The sequence below is a fragment of the Kribbella sp. NPDC026596 genome (genome assembly GCF_040638415.1).
Lineage (GTDB): Bacteria > Actinomycetota > Actinomycetes > Propionibacteriales > Kribbellaceae > Kribbella.
The window spans coordinates 41131-63072 of record NZ_JBEZYF010000045.1 but is presented as its reverse complement, the minus strand read 5'-3'; the positions used below and the strand labels follow the sequence as shown (position 1 = coordinate 63072).

Here is a 21942-nt window from a genome sequence, read left to right as displayed (position 1 = left end):
TCTAGCCCAGCTCCCAGTTGAGCGGCATCCGCAGCAGACCGGCAGGCGGCAGGCCCAGAGCGCTGTAGAGACCGGCGGTCAGGCCGTCAATGGTCAACGGCTGCGACGTGACGGCCAGATCGTCCGTTGTTGTCGGTGCGCGGAGCTGGTCCAGCAGGTTGCGATGCGGCACGGTGGCCAGCGCGATCTCGTCGCGGTCCAGACCGGCTCGGTTGCAGGCCAGTGTGAGGGCGTGCTGGAAGCCGCCGAGCTCATCGACGAGTTTGCGGGCGTGCGCGTCGGCACCGGTCCAGACCCGGCCGCGGGCGAGCGCTTCCAGCTGCTCCTCGGGCAGCCCGCGGTCCTGGGCCGCCTTGGCGACGAAGTCCTTGTAGATGCGGTCGAGTGTCTCCTCCAGCCGCGCCCACTGCTCGTCGGTGAACTCCTCCTGCGCCGAGTACATCCGCGCGTTCTCACCCTCGGACACGGCCTCCTGCGAGATCCCGACCCGCGCCAGCGCATCGCGGACGACGCCCTTGCCGGTCAGCACACCGATCGAACCGGTGATCGTGCCTGGCTGCGCGACGATCACATCCGCCGGCATCGCCACGAAGTACCCACCAGAGGCCGCCACACTGCCCATCGACGCGATCACCGGACGACCGGTCGACCGCAGCCGCAGGACCTCGTTCCGGATCGCGTCCGACGCGACGTACGAACCACCTGGGCTGTCGACCCGCAGTACGACGGCCTTGACCTTGTCGTTGTCCGCCACCGCTCGCAGTGCGGCACCGACCGTGTCAGAGCCGGACCCCGGCCCGCCAAATGGGCTGTTGGAGTTGCGACCCACAGTGATGCCGCCAGAGACACGGACGACGGCCACGAGCGGCTTGGCCGGCCACGGGAGTGTCTTGCGCACGTCCTGCAGAGTGCGCGGACCACGCCGGATGTACCGCTCGGCCAGCAGCCGCGTGTCGTAGTCGAGCTGCTTCAGAAGCTCGTCGTACACGTCTGAGCGATAGCCGAGCCGATCGACGAGTCCTGCGTCCAGTCCGGCCTGGGCGGGCAGCGGCGCGCTGTCCACGAGCTCGCGCACGCGTGCGGTGTCCAGACGCCGTCGTACGGCGATCCCCTCGGCGATCTGCTCGTACGCCGACTCCGCCAGCCGCGACGCCATCTCGCGGGCAGGAGCGGTCATCTCCTTCTCGGTGAACGTGTCCGCGGCGGTCTTGTACTCACGCCGCTTGCCGAACTGCGGGATCACCCCGGCCTTGTCGAGCGCACCGCGGATGAAGACCGCCTGCACCGAGACACCGGTGATGCCGAGATCGCCGGACGGCTGGACCCAGATCTCGTCGAATGCGGTGGCCAGGTAGTACGGGACCGTGCCGTAGCCGGTCTCCCCGAACGACTCGGTCCAGGCGACCGCGGGCTTGCCCGACGTACGAAAGTCGGCGACTGCCTCGCGCAGGTCCTGCACCTGGGCCAGCGACAGCCGCTGACCGCCCAGATGGGCGACCACGCCGACGACAGCGTCGTCGCGGGCTCCCTTCCGCAGGGCTGCCACCAGCTCCCGCAGCGTCGGCAGATGACGGGCGCGGAACGCCGCCACCGGTGAGGCGGGCGGCGTCTCGAGGACACCGCGGGTCAGATCCAGCTCGAGCAGAGTCGCCATACTCCGACCCTAGACCCGCCACAAAAGACCTGCCCCCGCTCGGCAGAGAGCCAAGCAGGGGAGTGCTGAACTGGATCAGTCGCCGACGCGCTGCGGACCGTAGGCTCCGGTCAGCAGGAAGTTGACTCCTGCGCCGGGTACTCGATGCCCCGCGGGGCACGCCGCCCGTACATCGTTTGCGCAGTACTCGCCGTTACAGCAAGCTTTTGACCGCTCACCGGACGGCTGGGGAGGGCGGAGTCGGCCGGTCGTCGGTCCAGCCGGATTCGAGGACGACGGTGGAACCGGGCTTCGGCCCGGCGACCGACGAGCTGAGCAGGCGGCCGGTGGCGGCATCGATGATGTACGAGGCGCCGCCCGCGAACAGGAACGTCCTGCCGCCGCTGGCCTTCGACAGGTCCGCGGTGAGGGTGATCTCCGTGCCGACGCGGCCGATCGGATCCTTCACGCCGGCGCGGATCTGGGTGCCGGGGAGGGCCGCGAGCACGCGGAGGGCGGCGCCGCGGAGCTTCGGCGGCGACGGCAGCTCGAACAGGAGCCGGCCGGCCGCGGCGAAGACGGCGTAGTTCCGCTCGTCCGCGGTCTCGCGCGGGCCGACGCTCCTGGCGAGCACCCCGCGGAGTGCGATCGGGTCGGTCGGCAGCGCGGCGATCTGCTGGGCGGTCAGCGGTCGGTCACCGGTCAGGTAGTAGCCGGGCGGGACGTCGCGGAACGACATCTTGTTGACCACCGGTTCCCCGTCCTTCGTGCTGATCGGGTCCACCTCGTACGGCAGCTTCCAGGACTGCGGTGATCCCTGGGCCTGCCACTTCGCGACGTCGTTCACGGTAGCCGGGCGGTACGCGAGGTTCACCCAGCCGAACCACGACTCGACGCCGGGCTTCATCGGCATCCAGCTCTCGGTGATGGATCGCCGTTCGAGCGTGTACTTCGGGTTCCCCACCCGCGTGGTGGCGCTGACCTGCAGGCTCCGCACCCGGAAGAACTTCCCCGAGACCTTCTCGTCCACTTCCTGCCGCAGGGCCGCCGCGATCAGCACCTGAGCCGCCGTCACCAGCCGTGGCGCCGTCGTCGTCCCACCGGCGCCAGGCACGACCGCGTCTCCGTCCCCGCCGCCACCGGCCAGCAGCGCCCCACCAAGTCCGGCCACAGCTACCACCGCGGTCGCGGCTGTCACAGCTGTCCCGACCCACCCCGCCCGAGCGACCCTGACCGCACGGCGCTTGTCGGACTTCGCTTCGCGGATCAACGCCTCCACCTGCTGCCGCGCGGCAGCGGCTGCCTCAGGAGTGGGCGCGTCCTGTTGCGGGAATGCGCGGCGAAGGTGCTCGAACTCGTTCATGACGGGTCCTCGAGGTGCGTGCGGAGAGTGCGGCGGGCTCGGGACAGCCGGGAGCAGACGGTGCCGTACGCGATCCCGAGCGCCGCCGCGACCTCGTCGTACGTGAGGTCGCCGAGGGCCACCAGCAGCAGCACCTCGCGATCCTTGGCGTTCAGCGTGGCGAGCGCGGCGGCGAGCTCACGACTCGCTCCCTGGGCGGTGACCTGAGCGGCGATCCGGTCCTCGGGGGCGCTCGCCGGGATCGGCAACGGCAGTTTCGCGAGCGCCCGCCAGGCGCGCACCTCGTCGCGGCGGTGCCGGCGGATCAGGTTCGTCGCGATGCCGTACAGCCAGGCCCGCACCACGCCGTTCCGCCGGTCGAACCGCTCCCGCTGCCGGAACGCGATCAGGAACGTCTCCGCGGCCAGATCGTCGGCGACATCGATCCCCAGCCGGCGTGCGACGTACCCGTGCACCTGACCGAAGTACCGGTCGAAGATCACCGTGAACCGGTCCGGCTCCCGCACCGACGCCTCCAGTGCCCGCCCATCGGCATCCGCATCGGAGTCTCGTGCTGTGTCAACGGGTACGGCGGCAGTCCGCGGCCGACCGGGGAACGCAAGGGTCGCCAGGGCCAGGTCGGGCGTCATCGAACTCCTCACGTGTGGTTCGCAGCCGGTCGGCTCACCCTGTTCTTGTCCGATGTCCCCAGACCCCTTCTCGTACCCCGAAACCCCGAGCTGCCGGGAGATGGACGCGCGAGAGCGCTCTCCGGAGGACACCCGGGGGAGAAATGGGTGAAGAGTCAGGAAGCGTCGAGCAGTCCGCGCGCGGCGGCCTCGTCCTTCGGCCAGACGTAGACGCTCCAGCCGTCCTTGGTGCGCGCCGCGGTCGCCTTGATGCCGAAGTCCTTCAGCCTCGACACCGTGACCCGGGCCTCGTTGTACGAGCGCACGGTGTGGATGTCGACGAGCAACCCGAACGCGTCGTGCTCCGCCGGACCGAGATCGACCCGCCGAACCAGCGACCCGCCCTTCGCCTTCGAGAAAGCCCAGCGACAGAGCAGTACCATCAGTCCGGCCAGGGCGATAGCCACGAACGGAAATACGAAGTACTCTCCACCACCGACCACGGACACCATTGTCTCGCGAAAAGAAAGATCGTGAGGTCTTGGCAACCTTCCGTGTCGCCAGGGAGTCTTTACCAACACAAACGCTGCCACGCGGCCGATGACTCGGGGGCCGCCGGAAGAGCGGAGGGCACGGACATGCTCGCACCGACCCACGACAACGTCGTACACCTGACCGGCATCTTGGACGTCCGCTCCGTCGGCGATGTCCGGCAGACCCTGAACAACCTGATCGACACTTCTGTCGGCGACGTCTTCGTCGACCTGGAGACGGTCGACGCGGTCGACGCGACCGGCCTCGGCCTGCTGGTCGCCACCCACCGCCGGACCCAGCAGCTCGGCCGCCAGCTCGTGCTGTGGCACCCGATGCCCTCGGTCGTCCGCATCCTCGCGGTCACCCGCCTGCACCGCATCCTGCACGTCGAACGCAGTCCCCTGCCGATCAGCGCCTGAGTGTGACGTAGGCCCTGGTGACACCCGTCACGAGGGAGGGACTCACAAGGGAACACAGTCCTACTCTCGGGTACATGGCGACCGAGAAGGATCGACCGTGGGTGATGCGGACGTACGCGGGCCACTCGTCCGCGGCGGAGTCGAACGCGTTGTTCCGGCGCAACCTGGCCAAGGGCCAGACCGGGCTGTCGGTCGCGTTCGATCTCCCGACCCAGACCGGGTACGACGCGGATCACCCGCTGGCCAAGGGTGAGGTCGGGAAGGTCGGCGTACCGGTCGCGCACCTCGGCGACGTCCGCGCGCTGTTCGACCAGATCCCGGTCACGCAGATGGACACGTCGATGACGATCAACGCGACCGCGATGTGGTTGCTCGCGCTGTACCAGGTCGCCGCGCAGGAGCAGGGTGCGCTGCCCGACGAGCTGACCGGGACGACCCAGAACGACATCGTCAAGGAGTACCTGTCCCGCGGCACGTATGCGTTCCCGCCGGACGCGTCGCTGCGGCTGACCACCGACGTGATCGCGTACACCGTCGCCAACATCCCGAAGTGGAACCCGATCAACATCTGCAGCTACCACCTGCAGGAGGCCGGGGCGACTCCAGTGCAGGAGCTGGCGTTCGCGATCTCGACGGCGATTGCCGTACTGGACCGCGTCCGCGACGCGGGTCAGGTGCCGCCGGAGCGGTTCGGTGACGTGGTCCAGCGGATCTCGTTCTTCGTGAACGCCGGGGTGCGGTTCATCGAGGAGACCTGCAAGATGCGCGCGTTCGTCCGGCTCTGGGACGACCTGACATTGAACCGGTACGGCGTGACCGACGCGAAGGCTCGCCGGCTGCGGTACGGCGTACAGGTGAACTCGCTCGGGTTGACCGAGGCGCAGCCGGAGAACAACGTCCAGCGGATCGTGCTCGAGATGCTCGGCGTCACGCTCTCCAAGAACGCCCGGGCCCGCGCGGTCCAGCTGCCGGCCTGGAACGAGGCGCTCGGCCTGCCCCGCCCGTGGGACCAGCAGTGGTCGCTGCGCATGCAGCAAGTCCTCGCGTACGAGTCGGACCTGCTCGAGTACGACGACATCTTCGACGGATCACATGTGATCGAGGCGAAGGTCGACGAACTGGTCGCCGGTGCGCTCGAGGAGATCGACCGAGTGCAGGCGATGGGCGGTGCGGTCGCGGCCGTCGAAAGCGGTTATTTGAAGCAGGCGCTGGTCGCCTCCCATGCCGAACGCCGGCAGCGGATCGAGTCCGGTGACCAGGTTGTCGTTGGTGTCAACAAGTTCGAGAACACCGAACCGTCGCCACTGACCGCGGACCTCGACACCGCCATCCAGATCGTCGATCCGGCTGCTGAGTCAGCCGCGTTGGAGTCACTGCGGAAGTGGCGAGCCGAGCGCGACGACGCGGCCGTCGACGCCGCACTGACCAAGTTGCGGGCCGCCGCCAAGACCACCGACAACCTCATGCCCGTCACGCTGGAGTGCGCTCGTGCCGGAGTGACCACGGGGGAGTGGGCCGGCGTTCTGCGAGAGATGTACGGCGAGTACCGCGCGCCGACCGGGGTCTCCGGATCGGTCGGCGTCTCCGGTGGCGGTGAGGCCATCGCTTTGGTCCGTTCGAAGGTCGCCGCCACCTCCTCCGAGCTGGGCGGCCGCTTACGCCTCCTGGTCGGCAAGCCCGGCCTCGACGGCCACTCCAACGGCGCCGAACAGGTAGCGGTCCGCGCCCGCGACGTCGGGTTCGAGGTCATCTACCAAGGCATCCGCCTGACCCCCGACCAGATCGTCGCCGCCGCCGTCGCCGAAGACGTCCACTGCGTAGGCCTGTCCATCCTCTCCGGCTCCCACATGGAACTGGTCCCCCAAGTAGTCAAGGGCCTCCGCGCGGCCGGCCTGGAAGACGTCCCCGTCGTAGTAGGCGGCATAGTCCCCGACGCGGACGCCAAAGCGCTGACCGCAGCCGGTGTAGCCGCCGTCTACACCCCCAAGGACTACGACCTCACCGGCATGATGTCCAACGTCGTAGACGTCATCAGAAAAGCCAACAAGCTCTAGCGCGCACCTTGCTGGAAGCCGTTGAGCAGGGCGTTCAGGCCGAGGTGCCAGCGGCGGTTGGTGGATTGTCTTGAGGTGCCGAGGCGGTGGGCGTTGTCGGCTGCGGCGAGGCCCTCGACGAAGGTGAAGAGGATGAGGGCGAGGTCGGTCGGGTCGCCGGAGAGGCGGCCGGCATCGACGGCGTCGCGGACGTGCTGGACGAAGATCTTGCGCACTTTGAGGCCGGCCTTGGCTTCGTCCTTCGTGGGATCGAAGTCGGCGAACGGCCGGGAGAACATGATCTGGGCGAGCACCGGATTCGCCAGGATGAATGCGCGGAAGGCGTCGGCCAGGCGGCGAAGGGCCTCGACCGGGTCCGTGGTCGGGGGGAGCGCCGCGAGGTTGTCTCCCAGCATCCGGAATCCCTCGAAGAAGACCGCCCGGACGAGCCCCGCCTTGTCGCCGAAGACCTCGTAGATCGCCGGAACGGAGGCGTTCGCGCGCTGGGCAACGGTCCGCGTGGTCAGGCCTCCCACGCCCTCCTCGTCGAGCACCGCCAGCGCGCTCGCCAGTCCGCGCTCCTGGAGAGCTTCGGTGCGTTGCTTCGGCCGGGGCACGCTCCGACGGTAGCAGATCAACGTTATGGAACGATGATACAAATCAGTATAGAAAGGAGCGGTGACCGTCTACGGAAGTTCCGCCGGAGCGCTGAACGCGGCTCGGAAGGCGGCACTCGACGTACTAGCGCCCGCCGTCCAAGTGGCACTCTGAGAGAAGGAGACCGGCATGCGCGACGCAGCCCTTGGTGCAGGCAAGACCGTTGAGTTGCCGAGCGGCCAGGTCGAGTACGCCGAGCGTGGGTCAGGCCCGCCGGTCGTGTTCGTCCATGGCCTGCTGGTCAACGCCAACCTGTGGCGCAAGGTGGTTCCGGCCGTGGCCGACGCGGGGTTTCGCTGCATCGCACCGGATTGGCCACTCGGCGCACATCGCGTGCCGATGCCGGACGAAGCCGACCTGACGCCGTCCGGGGTCGCCGGACTGATCGCGGAGTTCCTTGCCGAGCTCGACCTGACTGATGTCACCGTGGTCGCCAACGACACCGGCGGCGCACTAACGCAGATCCTGCTGGCCGACCATCCGGAGCGGCTCGGCCGTGTGGTGCTCACCCCGTGCGATGCGTTCGAGGCCTTCTTTCCCGAGCCGTACGCACGGATGCCGAAGCTGGCACGCCTGCCCGGCATGATCTGGCTGGCCGGCCGGCTTCTTCGGCTGCCGGTGGTGCAGCGGCAGCCGTTCGCGTTCGGTTGGCTGGCCAAGAACGGTATACCGGTCGAGATCCTCGACTCCTACCTGCGGCCGATCCGCGCCAGCCGGCAGATCCGGCGAGACGCCAAACGCTTCGTCGTCAGTGTGGACAACAGGTTCACCGTGGCTGCAGCGAAGTCGCTGAGCGGATTCCGCAAGCCGGTGCTCCTGGTTCGCGCGGCCGACGATCTGATCTTCCCCGCCACGCTCTTCGATCGGCTGTCGGCGATCCTGCCCGACGCAAGGCTGGTCACCCTTGCCGACTCGTATTCGTTCGTACCAGAGGATCAGCCCGCCGAGCTCGCCCGCTTGATCGTGGACTTCGCCACCGCCGGACGCGCGTCCACGGCTCCGGCGTAGCGGAGCAGTTGAGGGGTCCAGGTGGCGAGCAGGGCCATCAGGACAACGAGGAGAGCGGAGCTGACGAAGGTGGTGGGGCCGACGCCGAAGTGTTCGGCGAAGGCACCTAGGACCAGCGACGTGACGGGCATGACTCCGATGGCCAGTTCTTGGATGCCTAGGGCTCTGCCGTGCAGCGGTGGGGCGGTGGTGACCAGGAGGAGTGTGGTTTGCAGGACACCGAAGGCTGAGCTCAGGACTCCGATAGCGGTCATCAGGACAAAGGACGTGACGGGGCTGTGGGACAGGCCGAAGAGAGCCCACGTGGCGCCCCAGGCGGCAGTGCCCAGGACGAACAGCGCGCCTTTGAAGCGGAAGTCGCCGAGCCAGGCGATGACCAGGGAGCCGGCCAGGCCGCCGACGCCGCCGCAGGTGAGAAGCCAGCCCAGGCCGGCAGCGTCCAGCCCCAGCGACTCTTCCGCGAACACCGGCATGAACGACTGAGCGATCGGCCAGACCAGGATGTTCGCGGCCAGCGTGACGAGCAGGACCGTTGCGGCCAGGCGGTTCCGGGCGATCGCACGGATCCCGCTGGCGACCATGCGCAGCGATGAGTCGGTGTGCTCGTGAACCACCTGGCCGAGTCCGCGCAACGGCAGCAGGAGGACGAGCGAAATGGCGTACCAAATCGTCGAGACCCAGAGCGCGGCCGGTGCGCCCAGACCGTTGATCAGCAGACCGCCGGCCGCGGGGCCGATCACCTGAGTCATGTTGAGCGCCATCGAATTGAGCGCGTTCGCGTTGCTGAGGTTCTGGCGGCCGACCAGGTCGAGCACCAGCGAGGCGCGGGCCGGCTGCGAGGGTGACTGAGCGAGCCCGAGTGCGAGGCCGCCGACGAGCAGCACGCCGTACGACGCTCTGCCGAGCGACGCGAGCGTGGCCACGACACTGACTGCCGTCAGCGCCCACGAGCACGCGATGACGAGCAGCCGGACCCGGTTGTGCCGGTCCGCGAACGCACCGGCGAACGGACCGAGCAGCAACGGCGCCAGCCGCACTGCGCCGAACACAGCGACCAGGAAGTCGGAGTGCGTGGCCTCCCAGGCAAGCCAGCCCAGGACAAGGGTCTGCGTCCACACACCGCCGAAGAAGAAGAGGTTGGAGATCCAGAGCAGCTGGAACGGCCGGTTCTCGCGCAGCGAACCCAGAGTCCGCCCGAGGACCGCGGGCGTACGGGCGCTCACACCTGGAGTTCGCCGTTGTGCACGACGACCTGTCCGCCGGCGATGACAACCTCACGACGCGGTGCGCGGACCAGTACGTCCGGCACGTTCTCGGCGTCGATCAGGACGACGTCCGCACGGGCTCCCGGGGCGAGCGCGTGGTTCTCACGATGGACGAACGGCGCGGCGGCAGTCGTCGCGAGCTCGACGGCGTAGGTGAGGTCCTCGTCCGCACGCAGCCCGTGCAGCCGGGCGAAACTGCGGGCGACCTGCAAGAGGTCGCCGTCGCCGTATGGCGACCACAGGTCGCGGATGCCGTCGGTGCCGAGGCCGACCGCGACTCCCGCCGTCCGCAGCTCGCGCCAGGGCAGTGGCGCCGAACCGACGGGTGCGACCGTCGTCCACGAGATCCCGGCCGCGCCGAGCTCCTCGACGAGTTCGCTCTGCCGCGTCGGGGACAGCTGGCCGAGGGCGAACCCGTGCGAGACGTTGACCTTTCCGGCGAGACCGGACTGCCGGGTGCGCTCGATGATCAGTTCGTACTGGAACGCGCCGAGCTCACCGCCGTCATGCAGGTGGATGTCGATCCCAGCACCACGCCGTACGGCGATCTCGAAGAGCGCGTCGAGTTGGCCTACCGGATCGCGGTCGATCGAGGCCGGGTCGAGCCCGCCGATGCTCGTGGCGCCCTCCGCCGCGGCTTGGTCCAGCAGTTCGAGTACGCCGGGCCGCCGGAGCACGCCGTCCTGCGGAAACGCGACGATCTCCACGTCGACCGCGCCGCCGAGCGCGGCGGCTGCCTCGCGGACATTGGCGATCCCGCGCAGTCCGACGCCGAGGTCCACATCGATGTGCGTGCGGGTCGCGGTCGTGCCGTGCCTGAGGAACTCGCGCAGAACTGCTGTCGCGCCGGCGATGCTCGGGATCCCGTACTTGTCCCGCTCGGCGCGCTCGTGAGCGATCCGCCCTTGGGTCGTTGGCTGACCGCCGTACGAGACCCACGGCTGACCCCACCAGCTCTTGTCGACGTGCGCGTGCGCGTTCACGAATCCCGGAAGCGCAAGCAGTCCACGTCCGTCGACGCGCGCCTCCTGGTCGGTGGCCGTGCCCGCCGTGGTGATGTCCGTGATCACGCCGTCGGCAATCACCAGGTTGACCGGGTCGCCACCCCAAGGGCGCACGTCAGCAAGCAGCAAGGAGGTCATGACAGAATGGTATACCAAAAATTTTGCCTGCCTTGAACATCGAGACACGGTCGGTCGGGCATGCTTGGGTGGCGGTATACCAACCTGGGGAGTTCGATGAGCGAGAGCCACGAGTCCGAGACGGAGCGGGTGACGCGGCTCCTGCGCGGCGAGATCCTCGATGGCGTGCGCAAGCCGGGGGACAGGCTTGTCGAGCGGGAGCTGGCGGGGGCACTGGACGTGAGCCGGGTGCCGGTCCGGGAGGCGCTGAAGGCGCTGGTCGCCGACGGGCTGGTGACCTTGCGGCCCCGGTCCTGGGCCGTCGTTCGCGAGTTCACCGACTCCGACATCGCCGATCTCAACGAGGTCCGGGTCGCGTTCGAGCCACTCACGTTCCGGCTCGCGGCGGAACGCCGCACCCGCGAAGGGCTCGACCGGCTCCGGCAGACCCTGGACCAGCAGCTCGCCGCGGCGCGCGCCGGCAACGCGGTCGTCGCCCGGCGGAAGGCTGCCGACTTCCACGAGATCGTGACGGAGTTGGCCTCCAACGAGCTCCTGGTCGAGATCGAACGTCCGCTGCGCAGCCGCATGCGCTGGCTGATGGCGCAGCACGACGATCTGATCGCGGTCGCGGGCCAGCACCTGGAGCTGTACACCGCGATCGAGAATCGCGACGTCGCCGAGGCCGAGCGGCTCGCGGCCGACCACCTCGCCCAGTCGCAGGCCCTCATCCGCGACCTCCGTGGCCAGAGCTGACCGAGGACAAGGAGCAGACCGACCATCCCGAGGTACCGCCTGTCTCGACGCAGCCGTTGTACGGCGAGACATGGCGGCCGCAATACCACTTCACGGCGCGGCAGTTCGTGATGGACCGGCTCAACCCGGGGATGCGCCAGGAAGGCTGGCTGAACGACCTGAACGGACTGGTGTACTACGAGGGGGAGTACCACCTGTTCGCCCAGCGATGGAACAAGTGCTGGATCCATGCCGTCAGCAACGACCTGGTCCACTGGACCGAACTGCTGCCCGCATTCTTCGAGGAGTCACTCGACGCCGGCGTGCAGTCCGGATCGGTGGTGATCGACTACGGCAACACCTCCGGGCTGTCGGACGACCCGGCCACCCCACCGATGGTCGCCTTCTGGTCGCGCAACGACAACCTGGGCCAGTGCCCCGACGGGAAGTATTCGGTGGGTGACTTCGACGGGACGAGCTTCACCGAGGAGTCCGAGCAGGTGCTGTCCGACGCCGGCCTGAGCTTCTACGCCACCCAGACCTGGAACAACACCGAGACCGGCGACGGCCGCCGGATCCAGGCCGCGTGGATGCGGGACGGCGGCTATCCCGACATGCCGTTCAACCAGCAGGTCACGTTCGCGTGTGAACTCACCCTGCGGACGGTCGACGGACGCCGCACCTCTTCCGTCATCCGATCCGTGAGCTCGCGAGCCTGCGATCGGGCACCAGCCACTGGTCCGGCACGGTCAAGCCCGGTGGCGACCAAGTTCTCACCACCAGTCCACAAGAAGCCGAGTAGCCGTCCAGCTCCTCGTCGACCGGAACCTCGCTGGAGCTCTTCGCCAACGACGGCGAAGTCTCGCTCTCGCGCTGCTACCTGCCCACCGACCGGGGAATCGTCCTCACGCCACCGCACCCGTCCAGGTCACCACGACCCTTCACACCCTCGACTCGATCTGGCCGGATCGCTGAGCCGGCTGATACAAGGGGTGCATGAGCCCTCAGCTGACCCGAACGCTCTCGAATGGTACGGAGATTCCTGTGCTGGGCCTGGGGGTCTGGCAGGTCCGGGACGGACGGGAGTGTGAGCGGGCGGTCGCCTGGGCGCTCGAGCTGGGCTACCGGCTGATCGACACCGCCCAGGCGTATGGGAACGAGTCGAGTGTGGGACGGGCGATCCGGAACAGCGGCGTACCGCGCGAGGACATCTTCCTCACGACGAAGTTCTACCCGGGAGGCAAGGACCCGCGGGTCGAGGCGGAGAAGAGCCTGGCGCGGCTCGGCACCGACTACCTCGATCTCTATCTCATCCACTGGCCGCAGGGCGGACCGACGTGGGCCTGGGCCGGGATGGAGGCGGCGAGTGAAGCCGGGCTGACCAAGGGCGTCGGGATCTCGAACTTCGGCGCCGCGGAGCTCCAGGAGCTCCTGAAGGTGAGCCAGATCCAGCCGGCGGTCAACCAGATCCTGTTCAGCCCGTTCGACTACCGCCGGGCTTTGGTCGAAGCGGGTGCGGACGCGGGCGTGGTCTCCCAGGCGTACAGCCCGCTGGGAACCGGGCGGCACCTCGGGGATCCGGCCGTCGAGCGGATCGCGTCCGCCGCTGGACGTACGCCGGCTCAGGTCCTGATCCGGTGGGCGATCCAGAAGGGTCTCTCGGTCATCCCCAAGTCGACCCACCGCGAACGCATCGAAGCGAACTTCGACGTCTTCGACTTCGAACTCGACGAGCAGTCCATCTCCGCCTTGGACTCGCTCGACACCACCCATCAGACAGCTGACGCGCTGGCACAGCGTCAGAAATGGTGGTCCTGACCGCCGGAGGTTCATCCGCGCGGGGTGAGGTTCGCTTCGCCCGCGGCAGAGACGATCGATCCGCCGACGTGCAGCCGGAACCGCGAAGTAGTCGGCTTGTGACAGCCGCGGCGGGAGGCACAGGTGAACATCGTCTGGGCGGCTCTGGTCACGGTCTTCGTGACCGCGGTCACCGTCACGGCGATGCTCCTCGTGCGCAGGCGGGCGCCCGACGGCGGCTACTTCAGCAACGGTGACCGTGCCTCGGGCGTCTTCGGTGTGCTCGCCACCGGGTTCTCCGTGCTGCTCGGTTTCATCATCTTCTTGTCGTTCACGTCGTACGACCAGTCGCGGTCCGGCGCCGAGTCCGAGGCGACGATCGTGGCGCAGCAGGTTCAGACGGCCCAGTTCCTGCCCCGGCAGACCGCGGCGGAGCTCACCGGCGAACTGACGTGTTACGCCCGGTCCGTGGCCGGGGTCGAGTGGGATGCCCTCGATACCGGCACGCTCGGGAACTCCGTCAATCCGTGGGGAGTGGAGATGTACCGGACGATCTCGGCCGTCAACCCGCGGACGTCGGTCGAGCAGTCGGCGTACGACCGCTGGATGGACCAGACCGCCGACCGGGAGCAGGCGCGCATCGACCGGGTGCACGGGGCGGAAGGCATCATCCCGACGCCCTTGTGGATGGTCCTGGGCGCGATCTCCGTGGTGATCTTCGTGTACATGCTGTTCTTCGCCGACTCGTCCGAGGGCCCGGTGACGCAAGGCCTGCTGATGGGCAGCGTGACCGTGGTCATCACCCTGCTGCTGTTCCTGCTCGTGTTCTTCGACCATCCCCATGGACAGGGAGTGGGCAGGCTCAAGCCGACCGCGATGGAGCGAACCATCGGCCTGATCGAAACCCAGGCCAAGCTCGTCGGGGTCGACGTGACACCACCGTGTGACGAGCATGGCAACCGCCGCTGAGGAGCAGCACGGCCAGGGCCGGATGTGGCAGGAGGTGCTCGTCACCGTCCTGCTGGTGATCGCCGCCCTCGGGACGTCGTGGAGCAGTTACCAGGCCACCCGGTGGAACGGCGAGCAGGCCAAGGCGGCCGGCCGGACGAACGCGATCAGGATCGACGCTGCCCGGGCCCAAGGCCAGGCCCAGTTCCAGAGCCAGGTGGACGTCGCCACGTTCATCGCCTGGGCGGACGCGGACCGCCAGGGTGATGCCGACCTCGCCGCCTTCTACGCCAAGCGCTTCCGCGCGGAGTTCCGGCCCGCGTTCGACGCCTGGACGGCGACCCGCCCGGCCACGAATCCGGAGGCGCCGCCGACGCCGTTCGCGATGCCGCAGTACCAGCTCGCGGCGCGGCAGGAGGCCGAACGGCTCGACGCGGCCGCCGCGACCTCCGCGGCCGAGGTGCTCCGAGACATCAAGATTTCCGGCGACTATGTGCTCACCGTCGTCCTGTACGCCGTGGTCCTGTTCTTCGCCGGAATGAGCACCAAGATCACCGGCCGCCGGCCGCGATTGATCCTGGCCGGGGCGGGCTGCCTCGTGCTGGTCGCCGCCATCGCCTGGATCGCGACCTTCCCGATCAGCCTCCAGGTGTGAGCGCAGGGTCACAGTCGTCCCCTGGGGATGATGCCGGACCCGAGGTGGTTGGTCAGCCTGGTGTCATCGTCCGTGGAGCGATCCGATCACGGAGAGCCATCGGGGAGAGCACAGGGGAGTGAACGACAGTGGCACAAGGCGCAGCAGCATCGCAGTACGACGCGGCGGGCGAGGAACACGAGGTCAGCAGTTGGGCCGTCGGGTTCGTACTGTTCGCCGGCCTCATGATGATCATGGCCGGAGGCTTCCAGATGTTCTCCGGTCTCGTGGCACTCTTCGAGAACGAGTTCTACGTGGCCACCCGCAACTACCTGTTCCAGTTCGACGCCACCGCGTGGGGCTGGATCCACCTGATCGGTGGCCTGCTGGTGCTACTGGCCGGCTTCGCGGTCATCGCGGGCCAGACCTGGGCGAGGGTGGTCGGCATCATCCTGGCTGTGCTGAGCGCACTGGCCAACTTCACCTTCATCCCGTACTACCCGTTCTGGGCGCTGACCGTCATCGCCATCGACATCTTCGTCATCTGGGCGCTGGCCGCGCACGGTCGGGACGTCAAAGAAGCCTGATTCGGTCTGCCCCGATTCAGTCTGCCTGGCGCCGGGCGTCCCCTAGGAACGGAAGCGGGTTGCTGGACGCCCGTGCGCCGGAGGCGAGCCAGGCGGCGAGTCCCTCCGGGGATCGCCGCTGGAACTCGTCGAGGTACTGCTGCCGCTGTTCGACGACGGCCAAGCGTTCCGCCGCCGACGCGGCAGCCTCCAGCAGCCGGAAGCTCCGGCGCCAGGCCAGGCACAATGCCTCGTTGCCGAGGGAACTGAGCTCGCTCGCCGGTCCGCCCGCAGGACCGTCGGCGAGCGAGGTCGCGGGGACCCAAGGTGCCGCCGGCTCTGGCTGATCAACGGGGGAACCCCCCTCTGCCTGCCGTCGCGGGATTCTCGAGGTCAGAGCCGGCGTGGTCGCCGCGAGTGCCAGGACGACCAGGACGCCGGCCACATTGAAGACTCCGATCAGGCCCACGGCGGCCGGCGCCATCAGCCCGGTGGCGAGCGTGACCCGAGCGATCCTTCGCACCTCACGCCGCCCTTCGACTCCCCAGATGGCCAAGGCGGTGACAGCGCCCGCGGTCAGGGCAACGACCACACCGGTGACCGCCCCACCCAGTCCCCAGCGGCCCATCAGGCAGAGAAGGCCGATAGTGGTGGCCAGGTAGAGGCACCATGCCCGGACTCCTCGGCTCTTGCCGCGGGAGGTGCCGGGATCAGGCCCATCGCTTCCGGATGACCGCGTCGTCTCGCTCACGTTCTCTGTCCTTTGCCCCGTTGCCCGATCTCGCGTTCCGCCACCGAGCTGAGTCAGACCGTCAGCATGCCCCGCTCCGGTGGGTTTCGCGTCCTCCGTCCGGGGTGAAACCGGGCGCCAAACCCTCCCAGGTGGATGAGGCGGCCGCCGGGCGGCGACGGTCAGAGTCGGATGAGCCAGTCCGAGCTGTACGCGGTGCGCAAGGGCGGAGGCGGGGCGGTGACAGAGGCCACGTTCGCGGTGCTGGCGCTCCTGGTTCTCGCGTGGGCAGTGACCTCGGACCTCCTGGCCCGCCTGAACATCACCGGTCCGCTCGTGTTCGCCGTCGCCGGCTACGCACTGGGAAACCCCGACTGGGGCCCGCTCTCGGTGGACGTCGAGGCCCCGTCCGTCCATCGGATCGCGGAGCTGACGCTGGCGCTCCTGTTGTTCTCGGACGCGGCCAGGGTCAACCTCTCGAGGCTGAGACGAGACATTCGCCTGCCCGGCCGGCTGCTGGCGATCGGCCTTCCCCTGTCCGTGATCCTGGGCTCTCTCCTGGCCGCCTGGTTCTTCGACGATTTCACCTGGGCACTCGCGGGCTTCGTGGGCGCCACGCTGGCTCCGACCGACGCCGCTCTCAGCGCACAGGTGATCAACGACAGCCGGATCCCCATGCGTCTGCGCCGCGCACTCAATGTGGAGAGTGGGCTCAACGACGGCATCGTCACACCGGTCGTTACGTTCACCTTGGCCGTCGCCGCCGGCCAACTCGGGATCGAAGGTGACGACGGTACCCCCGATCACGGAGGCGGCGCGCTGCTCGCACTCGCGGTCGGTCTCCTCGTCGGCCTGGCGGTGGGGACAGCGAGCGCCCGGCTGATGACGGTCGGCTCTCGACGGCGCTGGATGGGTACGGGCGCGCGGCGGCTCGGAACCCTGGCGGCCGCACTGAGCAGCTTCGGCCTCGCCGTGGCGTTCAGCGGCAACGGATTCATCGCGGCGTTCGTGGCCGGCATCGCGTTCAGCGCAGCACTCGACGAGGCGACTGTCGACGCGGACGACACCGTCGAGTTACCGGAGCTTCTCGGTGAGGTCCTGGCACTCGCCGTCTGGTTCCTCTTCGGAGCCGCGCTGGTGCCGATCGCCGTTCACAACCTCGACCTCGCGCTTCTCGCGTACGCCGTACTGAGTCTGACCGTGGTCCGGATGGCGCCGGTCGCGGTGTCCCTGCTCGGAGCGGGGCTGGACCGCAGGACCGTCTTGTTCGTGGGCTGGTTCGGGCCGCGCGGCCTGGCATCGGTCGTGTTCGCACTGCTGGCCGTCGAGGAGCTCGGCACAACCCCGCTGGTCGAGCGGGCCGTCGCCGTCGTGGCGCTCACTGTGCTGCTCAGTGTGGTGCTCCACGGTGTCACCGCCGGTCCTCTCGGAGGCCGGTACGTCCACCTCGAGCAGGCCGGCGAAGCTCCGGGGGCCGGCCCGCGATCACGCCGCCTCGCCCACGGCTCTCCGCGGACTGCTAGCCGGCCGACTTCTCCTTGATGAGGTCTTCGACCGCCTTGGGGATGGTGGTTTCGAAGTCGAGGAGCTTGGCCCAGGTGAGGGTCACCGTGATGACGACCATCTCGGTGTAAAGGGCCTTCACGCCGGCTTCCCACTCCGGGTACTGCTCGTCGGTCATGACCTTGTGGCCGGCCTGGAGATAGCCCTCCGGGATGCCCTGGACCAGCTCGACCTCGGCGGTGCCGCGGAGCAGGAGCACCTTCGGCGGGAACGCGCCGGTGTCGATGGTGAGCGCGACCTTCGGGTTCTTCCGCAGCGCCGCCACCTTGGCCGACTTCGGCACGGTGGCGATCACGATCTGCTCGCCCTCGACCCAGAAGCCGATCGGGATCACCCGCGGGTCGCCGTCCAGGCCGTCGTACGCGAAGCGGGCCGGCTCGGGGCCGGTCAGCAACTGCTGCGCGTAGGGCTTGGCCAGAATCTCCGCGATCTCTTCCCTGGTCATGCTGCTGATCCTTCCACTCGGAGGGTGTTCTCATCAGGGGGACGAAGCCGCCACCCGGTCCTCGACATCGATAGGTTGACGAATCGTGGAGATTTTCAGATTCGGTCCGGGGACTGTCCAGGTCGGTGACGACGGGGCGGTTGAGCAGGTCGTTCATCCGGACGGCCGGCGGGTGCTGCTCGACGCCGGAAAGGTGCACGACAGCCTGCATGCGTGGGGCAAGGGGTTTGTCGTCACCGATCGTGGGAGTCATCGGTTCGACAGCCCGGCACTGGTTCGGTGGCGGCAGACCGGGATCGACTTGCTCTATCAGTTGGGCGGACTGGAGTTGCGGGTCGGTCGCCGGTTCGGGGAGCAGTGGACCGAGACCTACGAGCTCCGCAACACCACGGCGGAGCAAGTGGAGGTCGGTTCCCTCGCAATCAGTACGCCGTACCAAGATGTCTACACGTCGAGCCGGGAGAGTCTCACCGGCGCTGTCCACGCGCATGTCTGGACCGGTGGGGCGGACGCCTGGGTGTGGGCGGTCCCGATGGACGGCAGTGGTCCCGGCCTCGGCCTCCAAGTGAAAGAGGGCGAGCTCTGGGCGTACTCGATCGAGTCACGCGAGCCCGGGACGAGCAGCAACGTCCGCGGTCACATCTACCTCCACGTCACCGATCACGCCCGTGCACCGCACGCGATGGGCGGTCAGCCGGCCGTGTCACTGGCTCCCAACCAGTCCTACCGCTGGACCTGGCAGCTGGCCTGGTATGACGACCTGCCCGCCTTCCACGCGGATCGTCAACCGCTGCTCGAGGCCGACCGACTCGCTGCCGAGGTCGGCGAGACGATCCAGCTCAGAGGCGCGAGTGAGATCACTGGCGAGGAGCCAGGACTCAGGTACGTCGAGGCGACCGACGGCAAGCGGACCGCGCGGATCGCCGTGCTGTTTCATCAACCCCTGCAGGAGATCGCGGAGCGGCGGGTCCGGTTCATCCTCGCCAAGCAGCGACGACCGGAGTTGGCGGACAGTCGCAAATACGCGTTCGTGCCCTACGACAACGACAGTGGGCTCACTGTGCTGTCCGGTGCGTGGCGAGACTGGTCCGACGCGCGCGAACGGATCGGGATGGCTCTGCTCCTGCAAGAGGTCCGCGCTCGCGGCTGGGGTGACCGGGCGGAGTTGGACGAGGCGCTCGCCGGGTACGAGCAGTTCGTTCGCGAGCACGTGGTCGATGCGGACGGCACGGTCCACGACGACAGCATCCACCAGACCGATGTGCGGCTCTACAACTTTCCGTGGTTCGCGCGGTTCCTGCTCGGCCAGGGCGATCGAACCGGCGCGGCACGCATCCTTAATCGGTACTACGAACTCGGGGGAGACCACTTTCTCGCCTTCGACCTCGGTCCACTGCTGAGCGAACTCGGGCTGCACGAGCACCTCATCCGCCATGCTCGGACCTTCATCGAGTACGGCGATGAGCTGCCGCCGCACGAGGTCAACTACGAGCAGTCGATGGTCGCGCCGTTGCTCGAGTTGCTGGTGTCGGCGTACCGGATTGCACCCGGCGAGATCGACGGCGCCGAGCTGAGCCGCCGCCTGCCCTGGCTGACCGCGTTCGCCGCCGACCAGCCCGACGTACGCCTGCGACACGTAGCGATCCGGCACTGGGACGGGTACTGGTTCGGGCGGCTGCGGTTGTGGGGCGATGTCTTCCCGCACTACTGGTCCGCGCTGAGTGCGCTCGTGTACGGCGCTTGGCCGCGCGAGCTCGTGGACCCGGAACAAGCGGCCTGGCTGGACGCGGCGACCGAGTCGATCCTTCGAGCGAATCTGGTCAGCTTCGAGGCGGACGGCTCGGCGACCTGCGCGTTCGTCTACCCCAGCTGCGTGAACGGACAGCCTGCCCACGTGGCGGATCCGCTCGCCAACGACCAGGACTGGGCCTTGGTCTATGCGCTGAGAGGTCATGCATAGACCAAGGCACTTCTACGCCAGCTTTGGGAGCAGGTCCCGCAGGTTGTCCATCAGATACCTGTGCAGGCTGGTGCCGTACGAGATCCGGGTGGCTCCCGCAGTGATCAGCTCGGCAGCCGTCGGGCCGCCGGGCGCTGCGTGGGCATTGAGCGGTCCGCCGATACCGCTCACCAGTTCGGGCAGCACCTCGGTCGGAGCTGCGATCGGGTAGGTGCAGTCGGCTCCGGCCCGGCGATACTCCCGGCCCCGCCGTACCGCCTCCGCGACCGCCCCGGCTCCGTCAGCGCCGGGGCGGACGAAGGTGTCGATACGAGCGTTGATCACCAGGTCGGCTCCGGCGGCGGCGCGGACTTCGGCGAGGTAGTCGGCTTGCTGGGCCGGGTCCACCAACTGACCGTCGACCGAGTCTTCAAGGTTGCAGCCGACCGCGCCGGCCTCGAGGAGACGGTCGACGAACTCCTTGGCCGGCAAGCCGTACCCGGCCTCCATGTCCGCGGTGACCGGTACGTCGACTGCACGGGCGATCCGCGCGACCGCCGTGAACATCTCGGTGGCCGGCGTCAGTTGTCCGTCGTCGTACCCGAGGACGCGGGCGACCGCCCCGCTGCTGGTGGCAACAGCGGCGAAGCCTGCGTCGGCGACGATCCTGGCGCTGACCGGATCCCACGCGTTCGGAAGGATCAGGGGAGTGCCTCCGTGATGGAGGGCGCGGAATTCTTCGGCTGATGCTGTCATCGCGGGCTCAGCTCGGCTTGTAGTGGCCGGGCTCCATCCGGCCGGTGACGCCGACCCGGGTCCACATGTTGATGGTGATGATCAGCGCGATCAACTGGGCCAGGTCCTTCTCGTCGAAGACCGCCGCGGCACCGTCGTACGCCTCGTCCGGCACGTGGTCGATGCTCACCAGCGTGATCGCCTCGGTCAGTACCAGCGCCGCCTGCTCCTGCTCGGTGTAGAACTTCTTCGCCTCCCGCCACACCGGCAGCAGAGTGATCCGCTGCTGCTGGTCCTCACCGAACTGCAGCAGGTCGAGCGAGTGCATGTCGGTGCAGTACGCACACCCGTTGATCTGCGAGGCCCGAACCCGCACCAGATGCGCCAGCTTCGGATCCAGCCCCCGGTCGGAGACCGCATCCAGGTCGATCATCGCCTTGTAGAAATCGGGAACCAGATTGGCGAGCTTCACCCGCCGCGTCGTCGATGTACTCATACCCCCACGCTATGACCGAACCGGCCCAGCCACGTGGTCCACTTCCCACCAGGATCCAGGGGCCAATCCGGCTGGTCGCGGTCGGTGGGCGTTCAGGCACGGGAAATCACCGGGCCGCCAGCTGAACTTCAGGCGCGAGAACCGCATCTAGCAGGTGTCTGAGGGGGACTCCACGATGAAGACGACAACAGCTGTGAGCACGGGCCGTACCGAATGGGGATTATTGCCTGAGGCAAGCGAGTACGGCGGTTCCGGACTGCTGACGAACGTCCGGACCGGCCGGCACACCTCCTTCGACCGCATCGTGTTCGACGTCACAGGCCGGCCGTCCTGGCGCCTCGTGCACTACGTGAAGAACATCGTCACCCTGGGGCGAGGTGACTTCGTGCCACTCCGCGGCGACGCCAAGCTGGAGATCGTCCTCTCGGTCCCTTCCCACGACGCTGCCGGCCGCAGCACCTACAACCCCGCCGACCACGACGAACTGACTCTCGTGCTCGCCTACCGAACCTTCCGGCAGGTCGCGAACGCCGGCAGTTTCGAGGGGCAGACCACGATCGGCGTCGGCGTCCGCGCCCACCTCCCCTTCCGCGTCTTCACCCTGACCAACCGCGTCGTAGTGGATGTCGCTCACAACTGGTAGAGCCGATCAACCAACTTCGATCCCCCACGGGGCGTCTCACCAGGTGTCCAAGGGGGGCATCGTGAAATCT

23 protein-coding genes are annotated in these 21942 nt (G+C 68.2%); 12 read left to right on the top strand and 11 right to left on the bottom strand.

Annotated elements, in window-relative coordinates; translation table 11 throughout:
- Nucleotide 1 precedes the first annotated feature (1 nt).
- The 4 genes from sppA to AB0E63_RS30640 form a co-directional block, all read right to left on the bottom strand.
- Nucleotides 2-1654, bottom strand: coding sequence for a signal peptide peptidase SppA (gene sppA, locus AB0E63_RS30655; RefSeq protein ID WP_360373999.1), 1653 nt, complete (start codon nt 1652-1654; stop codon nt 2-4).
- Nucleotides 1655-1868: 214 nt separating this feature from the next.
- Complete coding sequence (locus AB0E63_RS30650) at nt 1869-2996, bottom strand: CU044_5270 family protein (protein ID WP_360373997.1); 1128 nt, start codon at nt 2994-2996, stop codon at nt 1869-1871.
- Nucleotides 2993-3625, bottom strand: a complete 633-nt coding sequence (locus tag AB0E63_RS30645) for an RNA polymerase sigma factor (RefSeq protein WP_360373995.1) — start codon at nt 3623-3625, stop codon at nt 2993-2995. The genes AB0E63_RS30650 and AB0E63_RS30645 overlap by 4 nt, the downstream gene beginning before the upstream one ends.
- Before the next feature lie 155 nt (nt 3626-3780).
- The gene (locus tag AB0E63_RS30640; RefSeq protein WP_360373993.1) at nt 3781-4116 is read right to left on the bottom strand and encodes a hypothetical protein; all 336 of its coding nucleotides are present in this window, start codon (nt 4114-4116) and stop codon (nt 3781-3783) included.
- Nucleotides 4117-4242: 126 nt separating this feature from the next.
- On the opposite strand from AB0E63_RS30640, the gene AB0E63_RS30635 reads away from it, so the two are divergent.
- A complete protein-coding gene (locus AB0E63_RS30635) occupies nt 4243-4557 on the top strand; it encodes an STAS domain-containing protein (protein WP_360373991.1) in 315 nt (104 codons plus the stop codon).
- Between the two features lie 74 nt (nt 4558-4631).
- Nucleotides 4632-6611, top strand: coding sequence for a protein meaA (locus AB0E63_RS30630; protein ID WP_360373989.1), 1980 nt, complete (start codon nt 4632-4634; stop codon nt 6609-6611).
- Here the strand turns inward: AB0E63_RS30630 and AB0E63_RS30625 are convergent.
- Nucleotides 6608-7207 (bottom strand): TetR/AcrR family transcriptional regulator, encoded by a 600-nt coding sequence (locus AB0E63_RS30625; RefSeq protein ID WP_360373987.1) that lies wholly within the window; start codon nt 7205-7207, stop codon nt 6608-6610. The two genes, AB0E63_RS30630 and AB0E63_RS30625, sit on opposite strands and share 4 nt — an antisense overlap.
- Nucleotides 7208-7376: 169 nt before the next feature.
- On the opposite strand from AB0E63_RS30625, the gene AB0E63_RS30620 reads away from it, so the two are divergent.
- Entirely contained in the window at nt 7377-8255 is an 879-nt protein-coding gene (locus tag AB0E63_RS30620) for an alpha/beta hydrolase (RefSeq protein ID WP_360373985.1), read from the top strand.
- Here the strand turns inward: AB0E63_RS30620 and AB0E63_RS30615 are convergent.
- Both AB0E63_RS30615 and AB0E63_RS30610 read right to left on the bottom strand, forming a co-directional pair.
- On the bottom strand, nt 8183-9478 hold the full coding sequence (locus tag AB0E63_RS30615; RefSeq protein ID WP_360373983.1) for an MFS transporter: 1296 nt from the start codon (nt 9476-9478) through the stop codon (nt 8183-8185). The two genes, AB0E63_RS30620 and AB0E63_RS30615, sit on opposite strands and share 73 nt — an antisense overlap.
- Nucleotides 9475-10662: an amidohydrolase gene (locus AB0E63_RS30610; protein WP_360373981.1), complete on the bottom strand. Its 1188-nt coding sequence runs from the start codon at nt 10660-10662 to the stop codon at nt 9475-9477. The genes AB0E63_RS30615 and AB0E63_RS30610 overlap by 4 nt, the downstream gene beginning before the upstream one ends.
- Nucleotides 10663-10758: 96 nt before the next feature.
- Between AB0E63_RS30610 and AB0E63_RS30605 the strand changes: the two genes are divergently transcribed.
- The 6 genes from AB0E63_RS30605 (at nt 10759) to AB0E63_RS30580 (ending at nt 15342) form a co-directional block, all read left to right on the top strand.
- The gene (locus AB0E63_RS30605) at nt 10759-11397 is read left to right on the top strand and encodes a GntR family transcriptional regulator (RefSeq protein ID WP_360373978.1); all 639 of its coding nucleotides are present in this window, start codon (nt 10759-10761) and stop codon (nt 11395-11397) included.
- A 56-nt stretch (nt 11398-11453) separates the two neighbouring features.
- Nucleotides 11454-12467: a hypothetical protein gene (locus tag AB0E63_RS30600; protein WP_360373975.1), complete on the top strand. Its 1014-nt coding sequence runs from the start codon at nt 11454-11456 to the stop codon at nt 12465-12467.
- On the top strand, nt 12421-13194 hold the full coding sequence (locus AB0E63_RS30595) for an aldo/keto reductase (protein ID WP_360373972.1): 774 nt from the start codon (nt 12421-12423) through the stop codon (nt 13192-13194). Before AB0E63_RS30600 ends, AB0E63_RS30595 begins: the two co-directional genes overlap by 47 nt.
- 123 nt (nt 13195-13317) lie before the next feature.
- Nucleotides 13318-14142, top strand: a complete 825-nt coding sequence (locus AB0E63_RS30590) for a hypothetical protein (protein ID WP_360373969.1) — start codon at nt 13318-13320, stop codon at nt 14140-14142.
- On the top strand, nt 14126-14776 hold the full coding sequence (locus AB0E63_RS30585) for a hypothetical protein (RefSeq protein ID WP_360373966.1): 651 nt from the start codon (nt 14126-14128) through the stop codon (nt 14774-14776). Before AB0E63_RS30590 ends, AB0E63_RS30585 begins: the two co-directional genes overlap by 17 nt.
- A gap of 128 nt (nt 14777-14904) precedes the next feature.
- Entirely contained in the window at nt 14905-15342 is a 438-nt protein-coding gene (locus AB0E63_RS30580) for a hypothetical protein (protein ID WP_360373963.1), read from the top strand.
- A 16-nt stretch (nt 15343-15358) separates the two neighbouring features.
- On the opposite strand, the gene AB0E63_RS30575 is transcribed toward AB0E63_RS30580, so the two are convergent.
- Nucleotides 15359-16072 (bottom strand): hypothetical protein, encoded by a 714-nt coding sequence (locus tag AB0E63_RS30575; protein WP_360373960.1) that lies wholly within the window; start codon nt 16070-16072, stop codon nt 15359-15361.
- A 171-nt stretch (nt 16073-16243) separates the two neighbouring features.
- Here AB0E63_RS30575 and AB0E63_RS30570 point away from each other — a divergent pair, with 171 nt between their 5' ends.
- Nucleotides 16244-17593 (top strand): cation:proton antiporter, encoded by a 1350-nt coding sequence (locus AB0E63_RS30570; RefSeq protein ID WP_360373957.1) that lies wholly within the window; start codon nt 16244-16246, stop codon nt 17591-17593.
- Here AB0E63_RS30570 and AB0E63_RS30565 read toward each other — a convergent pair.
- On the bottom strand, nt 17571-18059 hold the full coding sequence (locus AB0E63_RS30565) for a pyridoxamine 5'-phosphate oxidase family protein (RefSeq protein WP_360373954.1): 489 nt from the start codon (nt 18057-18059) through the stop codon (nt 17571-17573). The genes AB0E63_RS30570 and AB0E63_RS30565 overlap by 23 nt on opposite strands.
- Before the next feature lie 85 nt (nt 18060-18144).
- On the opposite strand from AB0E63_RS30565, the gene AB0E63_RS30560 reads away from it, so the two are divergent.
- Nucleotides 18145-20019, top strand: a complete 1875-nt coding sequence (locus AB0E63_RS30560) for a hypothetical protein (RefSeq protein ID WP_360373951.1) — start codon at nt 18145-18147, stop codon at nt 20017-20019.
- A 12-nt stretch (nt 20020-20031) separates the two neighbouring features.
- Here AB0E63_RS30560 and AB0E63_RS30555 read toward each other — a convergent pair whose 3' ends face one another.
- Nucleotides 20032-20754 (bottom strand): isocitrate lyase/phosphoenolpyruvate mutase family protein, encoded by a 723-nt coding sequence (locus tag AB0E63_RS30555; protein WP_360373948.1) that lies wholly within the window; start codon nt 20752-20754, stop codon nt 20032-20034.
- A 7-nt stretch (nt 20755-20761) separates the two neighbouring features.
- Nucleotides 20762-21229, bottom strand: coding sequence for a carboxymuconolactone decarboxylase family protein (locus AB0E63_RS30550; protein ID WP_360373945.1), 468 nt, complete (start codon nt 21227-21229; stop codon nt 20762-20764).
- Nucleotides 21230-21452: 223 nt separating this feature from the next.
- Here AB0E63_RS30550 and AB0E63_RS30545 point away from each other — a divergent pair, with 223 nt between their 5' ends.
- Complete coding sequence (locus tag AB0E63_RS30545) at nt 21453-21872, top strand: hypothetical protein (RefSeq protein WP_360373942.1); 420 nt, start codon at nt 21453-21455, stop codon at nt 21870-21872.
- The last annotated feature ends 70 nt before the right edge of the window (nt 21873-21942 follow it).

What these genes read in the sequence shown, in the direction of transcription:
- AB0E63_RS30635 (WP_360373991.1), top strand. Translation starts at nt 4,243, where the DNA reads ATGCTCGCACCGACCCACGACAACGTCGTACACCTGACCGGCATCTTG.
- AB0E63_RS30610 (WP_360373981.1), bottom strand. Translation starts at nt 10,662, where the DNA reads ATGACCTCCTTGCTGCTTGCTGACGTGCGCCCTTGGGGTGGCGACCCG.
- AB0E63_RS30630 (WP_360373989.1), top strand. Translation starts at nt 4,632, where the DNA reads ATGGCGACCGAGAAGGATCGACCGTGGGTGATGCGGACGTACGCGGGC.
- AB0E63_RS30620 (WP_360373985.1), top strand. Translation starts at nt 7,377, where the DNA reads ATGCGCGACGCAGCCCTTGGTGCAGGCAAGACCGTTGAGTTGCCGAGC.
- AB0E63_RS30645 (WP_360373995.1), bottom strand. Translation starts at nt 3,625, where the DNA reads ATGACGCCCGACCTGGCCCTGGCGACCCTTGCGTTCCCCGGTCGGCCG.
- AB0E63_RS30585 (WP_360373966.1), top strand. Translation starts at nt 14,126, where the DNA reads ATGGCAACCGCCGCTGAGGAGCAGCACGGCCAGGGCCGGATGTGGCAG.
- AB0E63_RS30605 (WP_360373978.1), top strand. Translation starts at nt 10,759, where the DNA reads ATGAGCGAGAGCCACGAGTCCGAGACGGAGCGGGTGACGCGGCTCCTG.
- sppA (WP_360373999.1), bottom strand. Translation starts at nt 1,654, where the DNA reads ATGGCGACTCTGCTCGAGCTGGATCTGACCCGCGGTGTCCTCGAGACG.
- AB0E63_RS30565 (WP_360373954.1), bottom strand. Translation starts at nt 18,059, where the DNA reads ATGACCAGGGAAGAGATCGCGGAGATTCTGGCCAAGCCCTACGCGCAG.
- AB0E63_RS30640 (WP_360373993.1), bottom strand. Translation starts at nt 4,116, where the DNA reads ATGGTGTCCGTGGTCGGTGGTGGAGAGTACTTCGTATTTCCGTTCGTG.
- AB0E63_RS30550 (WP_360373945.1), bottom strand. Translation starts at nt 21,229, where the DNA reads ATGAGTACATCGACGACGCGGCGGGTGAAGCTCGCCAATCTGGTTCCC.
- AB0E63_RS30570 (WP_360373957.1), top strand. Translation starts at nt 16,244, where the DNA reads ATGAGCCAGTCCGAGCTGTACGCGGTGCGCAAGGGCGGAGGCGGGGCG.
- AB0E63_RS30650 (WP_360373997.1), bottom strand. Translation starts at nt 2,996, where the DNA reads ATGAACGAGTTCGAGCACCTTCGCCGCGCATTCCCGCAACAGGACGCG.
- AB0E63_RS30555 (WP_360373948.1), bottom strand. Translation starts at nt 20,754, where the DNA reads ATGACAGCATCAGCCGAAGAATTCCGCGCCCTCCATCACGGAGGCACT.